The sequence below is a fragment of the Cupriavidus sp. DL-D2 genome (assembly GCF_039710735.1).
In the GTDB taxonomy this organism is placed as follows: Bacteria; Pseudomonadota; Gammaproteobacteria; order Burkholderiales; family Burkholderiaceae; genus Cupriavidus.
This window is the reverse complement of the sequence record NZ_JBDKXK010000104.1, coordinates 1-11,071: the sequence shown is the minus strand read 5'-3', so window position 1 is coordinate 11,071 and position 11,071 is coordinate 1. Positions and strand designations below refer to the sequence as shown.

The following is an 11,071-nucleotide window of genomic DNA, read 5'->3' as shown; positions in this document are numbered from 1 at the left end:
ACCTGCTTGACACGGTTGCTCTCCCATTGCATGGGAGAGGGGAGCACACCAGCAGTAGTTGCTAGTCTTCGGGGCAAATCAGCCCGCCATTTCCCCAACCAGCCTGTCCGTTGCGATGGCGACTTCGTTCAGTTGCCAGCGGAAGTTGCCTTCGTCGGCGGCAATGCGGGCATTTGGCTGGCTCATGATTTGGAGCATATGGCTCCATTTTCATCATGGGCATACTGCTTCTTCGCCACGTCATACTCCGAATCGACCAAGACTGATCTAATTTCCCGGATCGAGAGAGAGCCGGCTTTCCTGTCTGATTCGCTCATGCATGCACACATCCGTGAGTGGGGCATGCACGAATCGGCGCGGGATCGTTGTTTCGGTTTCGGGCAATCCGGCGTTCGGTATGCCAACACGAAAATGTGCCATGACCCCATCGGAATCCAGTAAGCCTTTGTTGGATCAACAAGTCCTCAACTATCTTTCCACGATGGAGTCTGCAACGCAGCGCATCGACTATTCGAAGCTGAAAACTGATCAGTTGTTGTTGATCGAGGCTTTGAATGATTGGAGCGGACGCGTTTTAGGCGAAGGTGGGGAGATCCAGTTGACGCACGGTTGCGACGATCCCTGCTGTGCCTCCGCGCACGAGGTCGAACGGATTTGTCAGATGCTGCACGGCAATCCAATCGTGCTTTACCCAATATCCGGTTTCAGCTTATCGGCGAAGCAGTATTTGAAGTTTGACTACTCGCGCTCGGCCTTTCGACTGCTTCCACACAACGATGGGTCGCAGGCGAGTGGGATTTCAATCGCCGAGGGAAGGGGTGTTCGGGACGCCCACGGCGCCATGCAATTGTGGGTATTGAGCGCCGTAGAGGATTGTCTTGCTTATATGGAGGTTCAGTTGGAGCAGCATGGCTTGCTCCTTGAGGATGAAGAAAGACGTGCGGTCCGAAGTATCATGACCAGTGCCATTCAAAAATTCTTTTCACCGGGGCACATTTATAACGCCGCCTGGCGTACCGTCAAGGATGCCGCCTCCCACAGTACTTTGCACTATTCGTCGAGTGCCAAGGCGGCCAAGAGAGTCCCTAAAAGGCTTGACGAGATTTTGGCTCAAGCAAGTAAGGCGATAGCTTCATTCCCTCACTATGAGCGAATAGCAAGAGTGCCCATGGGTGCTGTTCTGACACTATTTCAGGATCGCTTTGGTATTAGCCATCGCACGTCCGGTGCAGAAGTCGAACGTCATCTGCTTATCGATGAGCCAGATCGTCAACTGGGTCTGCCTGATGATGTAACTCCACCCAACAGTCTTGTATGCGGGACGTTTCATTTCGTCGATACCTTTACTCCATTGGACCGGCTAGTCGTCACGCATTTCAACGCGCTTTCGCTGTCGTCCTGGGAGCCAGAATGGGACCGCGACAACGGACAGTTCGGGCGGATCGGCTTCACTTTGGGTGGACTTTATGATTTCGACGGCAGTGCATTCGTGGAGGCATTGCTGCCGATGCTGGGAATTGACTTCCCCGTGGCGGCTGACATTGCAAGGCATGCCGAGGCGGCGATTGCTGACAAAGCCAACGGGCAGGACGATGTCGACATCAGCGGACGGTCGCATGCGCTGAAGGAGGCTTTAATTCGTGCGGATCTTTCTGTCGAAGTGATTTCCAGAATCGAGGGTGTCTATCGGTTTCCTGTAGAGCCGCCGGAGGTGCTTCAGCTTGTCCGTAGTTTGCCGCTGTCCGCGGGATTGCTTGCAATCCGTTCGGATCACGCATTTATCTATGGGGATTACACGGAAAAATCCAGTACGTTGGCTGTCTGCGGATTTCAGATTTCGATCCCGGAAGCCATCATCTGTCCGGATGGTGATGACAGAAAACTGGTTGCGGCGGTAGCGGAAAATGATGAGGAAACCTACGCTGAATTGCTGGGCACAGGATTCTCCCGATTAGTCTACTGCGGAGATCCGAAAGAGAGGGCACAGGTACTTCGTGCGGTGGCAGGGAAATTGAGCGATGCCGCAGATCGCCTGCTCGCCCTGACTTCACCATTGGAGGGGGCCAAATAGATTGCCATGACGAGAAGTTCTGAACTGAACTTTCGCCATGGCAAGGTCTCCATCACCGTTGCGGATGGTGTCGTCCGCAACGGAACAGGGTTATCCCGCCATTTCCCCCACCAGTTTCTCCAGCTTCACCGCATCGGCTGCAAACAACCGGATGCCTTCGGCCAGCTTTTCCGTTGCCATGGCGTCTTCGTTGAGTTGCCAGCGGAATGCGGCTTCGTCGGCGGCGATGCGGGCGATGTTGCCGGCTTGTGCCTGCTCGACAGAGAGCTTGCGTTCGACGGTGGTGTTGCTTGCAGCGAGTTGTTCGAGCAGATCGGGGCTGATCGTCAGCAGGTCGCTGCCGGCCAATGACAGGACCTGTCCGGTGCCGCGGAAACTGGCGCCCATCACTTCGGTCGCGTAGCCGAACTTCTTGTAGTAGTCGTAGATCTGGCGCACCGAGCGGACGCCGGGATCATTGTCGCCGGCGTTGGCTTCGGCGTCCCATTTGTCGCCGGCCTGCTTCTTGTACCAGTCGAGGATGCGGCCGACGAACGGGGAGATCAGTTGCGCGCCGGCCTCGGCGCAGGCCACTGCCTGCGCGAGCGAGAAGAGCAGCGTCATATTGCAGCGGATGTTTTCGCGCTGAAGGATTTCGGCAGCCTTTATGCCTTCCCAGGTCGAGGCGATCTTGATGAGTACACGCTCGCGGGCGATGCCGCGTTGCTCGTACAGGCCGATCAGGTGGCGTGCCTTGTCGACGGTGGCCTGGGTGTCGAACGACAGGCGGGCATCGACCTCGGTGGACACGCGGCCCGGCACGATGGCCAGGATTTCGCAGCCGAAGGCGATGAGCAACTGGTCCATCACGGCTTCGAGCCCCGCGCTGCCGTGATGGTCGCGCGTGGCCTGCTCCAGCAGCGGACGGTATTCGGGCTTCTGCACGGCCTTCAGGATCAGCGAGGGGTTCGTGGTCGCATCCTGGGGCGTGTACTGCTTCATCAGCTGGAAGTCGCCGGTATCGGCAACCACCGTTGTGATCTGTTTCAGCTGTTCGAGCGCGGTCATGATCTGTGTCCGTCTGGAAGAGTGGGGCGGGGAATCCGCCCGGGAATGAGGCATTGTAACGGCGAGGCGTAACGGGGCAATATCTGGCGCGGCAAACAGGAACCAGCCACGTCGATCCGCTACACTACGCGTTTTCCCCCAGACGCAGGCTGTTTTCATGACGCAGGATGAACTCAAGGCGCAAGTCGCGCAAGCCGCCGCCGACTATGTGAAGCAGGAAGTGCCCGAGGGCGCGGTGCTTGGCGTGGGCACCGGCTCCACCGCCAATCTCTTCATCGACGCCGTGGCGGCATTCAAGGAGCGCTTCTCGGGTGCTGTGTCGAGCTCGGAAGCCTCCACGCGCCGCCTGCAGCAGCACGGTTTCACGGTGCTCGATCTCAACGAAGTCGACAGCATTCCCGTCTACGTGGACGGTGCCGACGAGATCGATGCCTCGGGCGCGATGATCAAAGGTGGTGGCGGTGCGCTGACGCGCGAGAAGATCGTGGCCTCGGTGGCAGACCGATTTGTTTGCATCGCCGATGGCAGCAAGCTCGTGCCGGTCATGGGCAACTTCCCGCTGCCGGTCGAGGTGATCCCGATGGCACGTGCAGCCGTGGCGCGCCAGATGGCCGTCCTCGGTGGTCAGCCGAAGCTGCGCATGACGAAGGAAGGCGGCATCTACAAGACCGACAACGGCAATGTGATCCTCGATGTGTCCGGCCTCAAGATCGAAGACCCGCGTGCACTGGAACAGCGCATCAACCAGTTGCCCGGTGTGGTGACGGTGGGCCTGTTCGCGCTGCGTGGCGCCAATGTGTTGCTGCTCGGCACGGAGCAGGGCGTCAAGCGATCGGACTACTGATCGCCCCGGCGGTCGAACCATGCGCCAATGCGGTCAGGTGGCAGCGATGCCATGTTCGACCGCATAGACCGCCACTTGCACGCGGCTGGCGAGGTTGAGCTTCTTGAGAATGTTCTGCACGTGGATCTTGACCGTGCTCTCGGCCACGCCCAGCTCCCGCGCGATTTCCTTGTTGCTCTCCCCGCGTACCAGCCCCCGCACGATATCGCGCTCCCGCGCGGTCAGTGATGGCGCGTCGGCGGCGCGCGGCGCGGCAGCAGGCGGACTCGGCGCGCGAAACTGCTGCACCAGCTTGGCCGTCATCGCTTCGGAAATCACCGGTTCGCCTGCCGCCGCGCGGCGGATCGCGCTGGTCAGCGCCTCGGTTTCGATATTCTTGAGCAGGTAGCCGCGCGCACCGCTTCGCAGCGCCGTAGCCAACTCTTCGGCTTCCTCCGAAACAGTCAGCATGACTACCGCGCTGTCCGGGAGGTCTTCCACCATTAACTGCAACGCGTCGAGTCCCGAGAGGCCCGGCATGTTCAGATCGAGCAGGATCACATCCGGCCGGTGCTGCTTGGCGCGCTTGATCCCTTCCACGCCGTCGGCAGCTTCGTCGACGATCTCGAAATCGGTCTGCCGCTGCAGCAGGGCACGGATGCCAGAGCGGAACAGCGTGTGGTCGTCGATCAGCAGGATGCGGATAGTCATGAGGCAGGCTCCTGGAGTCGGCGCAAGGGAATGAACGGGGTGAAGGTGGGGGATGGCGTCGCGTCGGCCGCGTGCGGTAGCGTGAGGGCGATGCGCACGCCCAACCCGGGGCGGGCGTCGATGGTCAACTCGGCACCGAGCCGCGCCGCGCGCTCTCTCATGATGTGCAGGCCGACGTGGGAGGTGTCGCTTACGTCGAGCCGCGCGGCATCGAAGCCGTCACCGTCGTCCTGCACCACAAGCCGGAACGCGCGGCCATGTTCGATGGAGATGGTGACGTGCTCGGCCATCGCATGCTTGCGAACGTTCGACAGCGCTTCTTGCAGGATGAACAGTATTTGCAACTGCTGTTCCGGCTGAAGCGGCAGGCCCTGATCGTCGATCTTCAACGTGGCCTCGGTGCGGCACTGACGCCGGAAGCGGGCCACGGTTTCCTCGATGGCCGGACGCATGTCGCCCGTGGTCAATCGCGAGCGGAAGTTGTTCAGTAACTCGCGTACGTCCTGGTAACTCTCTTCCACGCCGTGGCGCAGCAGCGGGACAATCTCGCGCACTTCGTCATGTTCGGCGCGTTCCACGGCATCATCGAGCAACTGGACCTGGAGGTTCAGAAAGTTCAGGCCTTGCGCAATGCTGTCGTGCAGCCCCTGCGCCACAAGATTGCGCTCTTCCACCACGGCCAATTGACGTGCGCTGGCGGACAGCCGCACATGTTCCAGTGCGGTGGCCAAATGCTGAGCCATGGTTTCGAGCAGTTGTCTATCCGACGGCGGCAATTCGCGCGGCGTGCGGAAATGGAGTGTGAAGGTGCCGACCGGACCGCGCAGCGTGTCGAGCCGGAAGGCTGCCATCGACAGGAAACCTTCGCGGCGGCATGGGGACAGCGTATCGGCAATCTTGTGGCGAGGCGTCGTATGGCGCAGATCGGCAATGGCGATGCTGCCGACCTGCGTGGCAAAACCGCAGTGGCACGCTTCGATCTCGGCACAGTGCGAACTGTCGGCCAGTTCTGCGGACAGTCCGGTGGACGCCACGCGATGAAGCTTGCCCTGGCGTGCGTCGACGATGCGCACGGTACCGCCGTCGGCATTGAATCGTTGCGTGACGCGCTCCAGGAATCCGTTGGCAAGCGCCTGTTCGTCGCCTGCCTGGTTCAGGAATGCCGCCATGTCATATAGCGTTTCGAGATCGCGATTCTGGCGTGCCAACTCGGCGGTCTTGGTCGAGACACGTGCGGCCAGATCCTGGTAGAGGCTTTGCAGTTCGGCCGCCATCCGGTTGAAGCCGGCATTCAGCGTGCCGAACTCGTCACGGGTTTCGATGGGCAGTCGCAGCGAGAACTCGCGTGCGGCCATGCGCCGCAAGCCATCCTGTAGTCGCAGTACCGGAAGGATGATCCACAGGTAGAGCAGGTAAATCACAGCCACGGTGCCCACGCAGGCGATGGCCGCCAGAATCACCTGGGAGAGGCGCAGCAGGTCTGTCTTGCGGGCGCTATTCTGCTCGATCAGTCCGACTAGCTTGTTCGCGCGATCCACGAAGGCGGGTAGTGCGTGGATGTATTGGGAAGGGGTGCCCGCCACGGCCAGTGGTTTGAGGTGGCGCTCCCAGTCGGCCTGTACGGCGCGGAGTTGTGCCCGCATGGCGGGTTCATTGGGGAGGACCAGCGGTCGTGCCGGATTGCCCTGGCGTAGTTGCGCGAGCGTGTGGTCCATCGCCTGGATCTCGGTGGCCAGCGCGTTGGGCTCATCGGCGACCGCGAGCGATAGTTCGATGGCGATGCGGTTGGCGCGCATCCGGAGGCTGCCGGCATCATTGATGGCCGCACCGGCGCCTTCCAGTTTCCAGGATAGATACAGGGTCCCCGAAATCATTGTCAGCACGACCAGCAGGGATGCCAGCGACAGCAAGATGATGCGTGTAGACAACCGATAGCGCGGCGGCGTCAGGCGAACCGTCTCGGATACATGGGCGGTGTCTGGCAGGGGCGGCTGCCCGCCAATGTGGGGGCTGCCATCAGGGCGGGAAGTCTCGTGCGGGAAGTGGCGGGTTTCTGATTCTGGCATGGGGCCGGGTTGGCGCAAATCGAAGGGGGCGGGCGCAACCTGGTTGTCGATTTTCCGCTCCTGTTGCCTCAATACTTCTGCGCTAGATCAAGAAAATGGCAGGTTGCGACGACGGCGTTATAGGGGGGACGTCCCACAATTTCGAGGGTGTAGCACGTCACGAAGGCAGGCGAGGAGAACAATGAAGGCGGTAGATCTCGATTACGCGCAGGCACCCCGACCGGCGGTGGTGTTCGGTTGCCTGATGCCGGCGCCATGGTTGGGTGCCTTGGCGGGACTGTTGTTGGCGATCGGACCCGTCGATGGCCTGCCGGACCGATTCGCGCCTTTGGCGCTCGCTGCCGTTCATGCGCTGGCGCTCGGGATGCTGCTGCCGGTGATGGTCGGAGCGCTATTTCAGATGATGCCCGTGGTGGCGCGAGTGTCCGTATCGGGTAGCCGCTTTGCCTCGCCATTTGTTGCACTGTGCGGCGCCACGGTTGCCTGCGGGCTCGCGGTCGGGTTTCTTGGTCTTGGCCCGCAGGGGTTTCGCTGGGCGGCGGTGGCCGCATTGTTTCTGGCTCTGGTGGCGGGTTTGCTGCTTGCAGCCGGTCGCCGGGTCGAACGGGTCGATGCGACCACGCGCACGCTGGCGGGTATCGGTGTGCCGTTGCTGGTGACCGTCGCAGCCGGCATGGCATTGGCCGGAATGCTCGGTGGGATGTGGACGCTGCCGCTCGACAAGATTCTGCCGCTGCACGTGGCATGGGGACTCGGCGGTTGGCTGGGGGCCCTGGTTTCGGGAGTGTCAGCAAAAGTGCTGCCGATGTTCTGGCAGGCGCGGCGCCTGCATCGCCGTGTCGCCGGGGCCTTGCCATGGCTGCACTGGCTGCCGCTGGCCGTGTTCAGCGTGGCGCTGGCGGTCAATCCGTCAGGGTTCTGGGCTGTCGGGGCCTTGCTGGTGTGGCTCGCGCTGGTGGGGGTGCTGGCGACATCCATGCTCATTGCAGTACTCCGTGCCCGACGACGGCACGATCAACACTGGTTGCTCTGGATCGTTGCCATCGCCAGCATGCTGCTGGCCGCGATACTTTCCTTTCTGATCCTGCTATGGCCGGGCGATATGCCGGCCGCCACGGCATGGTGGATCGGCGTGTTGGCAATGGTGGGAGGGGGTGTGCTGCCAATCACGGCGATGCTCGGCAAGATCGTGCCATTCCTGGTCTGGCTGCATCTGCGACGGCTGCTGCCGCTGCGCGCGCGGGTGCCGGTGATGCAGGAAATCATCTCGCCGGCGCGGCAGCGGCGACAGGCGGGGTTGATGCTGGCGGCCTACGGCGCGTTGCTCGCATTGCCGGTCGCCCCAGGTCCGATGGCGCGGGTGGGAGGGGTACTTTTTGCGCTGGCCTGTGCCTGGCTTGGCATGCAGTTGCTCGGCGCTATGCGCTGCATGCTTGCGATGCGCCGGCAGGGTGGTTTGCCGCCACGCCTGCCAGACGCCAGCGTCGAGTGACTAGGCCGCGAGCGCGGCGGGAGCGACGGGAACCTCCAGATCCTTTGGTTTTTCGCCCGTCATCAGGTAGTGCATCAGGTCGGCCACGGGCCGGATCGCCTCGCCGAAGGGCAGCTTGCCTTTGCCGCGGAAGAACAGGCCGCGCTCGACATCGCCGCGTACGGCCTGCGCCAGCTTGAGGTCGATGCAGAACTGGCCGATCTTGGCGATGCCGTCGCGCAGCCCGCAGTTCTGCAGGCAATCGAAGCCTTCAAGGCAATCGCGTGCCTTGGCGCGGCGTTGCAGACGGGTTTCGCTGGCGAGGTAGCGGGCCAGCCATGGCGTCAGCACCGCACGGGCCGGCAAACCGGCGACACTGGTGAACTCTTGGAGCGCGTCCGGTGTGGCGGTGGCCAACACCTGCTTGAACGCTGGATGCGCGTCGCATTCCTCGGTGACGGCGAACGCTGTGCCCAGTTGCACAGCCGAGGCACCTTCGCTGATCCAATGCTTGGCCTTTTCGTGCGTATTGATGCCACCGGCCAGGATCAGGGGAATGCTCTCCCAGGCCAGTCCTAGCGTCTGGAACAGCTCGCGGCACTCGCGCAGCACGCGCGAGAACGAAAAGCGGTCATCGCCGAGGTCCTGGATCGTGGCTGCGCCGAGATGGCCGCCAGCATGGGCGGGATGCTCGATGACGATGGCGTCGGGCAGGCGTCCTTTCTTCATCCACCGACGCAGCACCAGGCCGATGCCGCGGCTTTCGGAGAGGATCGGAATCAGTGCAACCCTGGGATGGTCCGCAGTCATTTCTGGCAGGTCCAGCGGCAGGCCAGCCCCCATGACGATGGCATCTGCGCCGCTTTCGCAGGCTTGCCTGACCATCTGGGCATGCGAGCCGATTGCCTTCATCACATTGACCGCAATGGCGCCGCGCCCATTGGCGAGTTGGCGGGCCGCGACGATTTCGCGGTCCAGCGCGATGCGGTTGGCGGCTTCGATCTGCGTCTTGTCGCGGGTTTTGTGCAGTTGAGCCATCAGGTCCGGATGATGATGGCGGAGGTCAATGCTGGCAATCGTGCCCATGCCGTTGTGGGCGGCCACGGTACCCGCCAGGCGATGGGCGGAAATACCAACGCCCATGCCGCCCTGGACAATGGGCACCAGATTGCGCCCGGCAAGTTTCAGCCAATGTTGATTCATGAGTCCGTTCCGGTAGGGATTGTTCGACGGCCGCCCTTGTGGCCGCCTTGTCTCCCCACCGGTTTGCTCGCCGGTGCAGGCACCATGCTGGCGGCAGGGCGGAATGGGTGGAGCGTGTCACGGCAAACGGGCTTGGACCTTAATCCAACGCAAACCGGAGCGATTTCTGCCATGACGCATCTGGATCGTGTCCCGGGCATCACCCGCAAACGGGTGACGTCCGGCGTAAGGGGCACACCAGCGGCAGGAAGCTGTCGGCACGCGCCGAGTACGCGAGCAGCGCGCCAGCCTGCAGGTCGAAGTACCAGCCGTGCAGCGTCAGCGCACCGCGCCCGCACGCTTCGCGTACAAACGGAAACGATTCGAGGTTGCCGAGCGAAACCAGGATCGCGGCCTGCTCGCAGGCGCGCTGGCGCTGTTCCGCCGTTGCGTGGGAAAGCGACTGCTCGACCATGCGCCGCGCCGAGGAGGCGATGCGCACCCAGGGACCGATGAAGTCCTGACCGGCATCGATCCTGCCGGCCTCTTCGGGATCGGGCCGCGCCAGCAGTGCGCGAATGCCGCCGCAGCCGCCGTGCCCCATGACGATGATGCGCTCTACGCGGAGTTGTTCCACAGCGAACTGGATGGCGGCGGACACGCCATGCAGCCGCCCGGCCTCCGTCTCGTGGCAGGGCGGCACGAGGTTGGCTACATTGCGCACGGTGAACAGGTCGCCCGGATCGCAGCCCAGCAGCAGGCCGGGATCGACGCGCGAATCACTGCAGCCGATCAGAAGTGTCTGAGGATGCTGGCCGCTGCGGAGGGAATCGAACAGCGCTGGCGCGTCCTCGAAGTAATGCTGCTGGAAACGCTCGAAACCCTTCAGGAGTCGTTCGATCGTGTGCATGAGCTATCGACTTCGCACCAGCTGCCACGCGCGGCCAAGGTAGGCCACGGACGCAAAGCCGCTCCACACATGCACAAGCCTGGTGAACGGAAAGATCGCGAACAGCGAGATCCCCATGAACAGATGAGCCTTGAAGACCAGCGGGGCATCGGCAATGTAGCTTGCGGCATCGGCGCGCAGCGTGACGATATGCTGGGCCCAGGTCATCAACTGCAACATCATGTGGCCGTCCATATGGCTGGCCGAGGCGAAGATCGTCGAGAGCCCCAGCAGCAGCGTCACCAGCAGCCACAGCAGCAGGACCTTGTCGCCCGTGCGCGTGACAGCGGATACGCGGGCATTGGTAAGCCGGCGGTGCAGCAGGATCAGCAATCCGGCCAGGCACATCGTGCCCATCACGCCACCGGCTGTCATTGCCACGGCTTGCTTGAGGCTGTGCGAGACACCGAGCGCATCCCAGACCGCCACGGGCGTGAGCAACCCGCCGAGGTGGCCGAAGAACAGCCCGATGATGCCGACGTGGAACAGGATGTTTCCGACGCGCAGATTGCCGCGATACAGCACCTGCGAACTGTCGGACTTCCATGTGTACTGCTCGCGCTCGAACCGCGCGAGGCTGCCGAACAGGAAAATGGCAGCGGCGATATACGGATAGACGCCGAAGAGGAATTGGTTGACCAGGTTCATGATGTTTCTTCTCTGGTTTTACGATTGAGAGGCGAGTTCCGATTGTTTTCTCCCCTCTCCCGCGTGCGGGAGAGGGGCGGGGGAGAGGGCCGGCGGTGGCTTT

9 protein-coding genes are annotated in these 11,071 nt (G+C 62.3%); 3 read left to right on the top strand and 6 right to left on the bottom strand.

Annotated features, from left to right (window positions below):
- Nucleotides 1-418: 418 nt before the first annotated feature.
- On the top strand, nt 419-2,071 hold the full coding sequence (locus tag ABDB81_RS29695) for a hypothetical protein (RefSeq protein ID WP_346814323.1): 1,653 nt from the start codon (nt 419-421) through the stop codon (nt 2,069-2,071).
- A 90-nt stretch (nt 2,072-2,161) separates the two neighbouring features.
- On the opposite strand, the gene tal is transcribed toward ABDB81_RS29695, so the two are convergent.
- Nucleotides 2,162-3,118 carry a transaldolase gene (gene tal / locus ABDB81_RS29690; protein ID WP_346814322.1) on the bottom strand — a complete coding sequence of 319 codons (957 nt, stop codon included), beginning with the start codon at nt 3,116-3,118 and terminating at the stop codon, nt 2,162-2,164.
- A 157-nt stretch (nt 3,119-3,275) separates the two neighbouring features.
- Between tal and rpiA the strand changes: the two genes are divergently transcribed.
- Nucleotides 3,276-3,962 carry a ribose-5-phosphate isomerase RpiA gene (rpiA, locus tag ABDB81_RS29685; protein ID WP_137926189.1) on the top strand — a complete coding sequence of 229 codons (687 nt, stop codon included), beginning with the start codon at nt 3,276-3,278 and terminating at the stop codon, nt 3,960-3,962.
- Nucleotides 3,963-3,995: 33 nt separating this feature from the next.
- Here the strand turns inward: rpiA and ABDB81_RS29680 are convergent, their stop codons facing one another.
- Together ABDB81_RS29680 and ABDB81_RS29675 are read right to left on the bottom strand one after the other, a co-directional pair.
- Nucleotides 3,996-4,652, bottom strand: coding sequence for a response regulator (locus ABDB81_RS29680; RefSeq protein ID WP_346814321.1), 657 nt, complete (start codon nt 4,650-4,652; stop codon nt 3,996-3,998).
- Nucleotides 4,649-6,718 (bottom strand): type IV pili methyl-accepting chemotaxis transducer N-terminal domain-containing protein, encoded by a 2,070-nt coding sequence (locus ABDB81_RS29675; RefSeq protein WP_346814320.1) that lies wholly within the window; start codon nt 6,716-6,718, stop codon nt 4,649-4,651. The genes ABDB81_RS29680 and ABDB81_RS29675 overlap by 4 nt, the downstream gene beginning before the upstream one ends.
- A gap of 181 nt (nt 6,719-6,899) precedes the next feature.
- On the opposite strand from ABDB81_RS29675, the gene ABDB81_RS29670 reads away from it, so the two are divergent.
- The gene (locus tag ABDB81_RS29670; RefSeq protein ID WP_346814319.1) at nt 6,900-8,210 is read left to right on the top strand and encodes a hypothetical protein; all 1,311 of its coding nucleotides are present in this window, start codon (nt 6,900-6,902) and stop codon (nt 8,208-8,210) included.
- Here the strand turns inward: ABDB81_RS29670 and ABDB81_RS29665 are convergent, their stop codons facing one another.
- The 3 genes from ABDB81_RS29665 to narI form a co-directional block, all read right to left on the bottom strand.
- The gene (locus tag ABDB81_RS29665; RefSeq protein ID WP_346814318.1) at nt 8,211-9,392 is read right to left on the bottom strand and encodes a nitronate monooxygenase family protein; all 1,182 of its coding nucleotides are present in this window, start codon (nt 9,390-9,392) and stop codon (nt 8,211-8,213) included. It abuts the gene before it with no gap.
- Nucleotides 9,393-9,591: 199 nt separating this feature from the next.
- Entirely contained in the window at nt 9,592-10,281 is a 690-nt protein-coding gene (locus ABDB81_RS29660; RefSeq protein ID WP_346814317.1) for a carbonic anhydrase, read from the bottom strand.
- 3 nt (nt 10,282-10,284) lie between these two features.
- Nucleotides 10,285-10,968, bottom strand: a complete 684-nt coding sequence (gene narI, locus ABDB81_RS29655; RefSeq protein WP_137926195.1) for a respiratory nitrate reductase subunit gamma — start codon at nt 10,966-10,968, stop codon at nt 10,285-10,287.
- Nucleotides 10,969-11,071 lie beyond the last annotated feature (103 nt).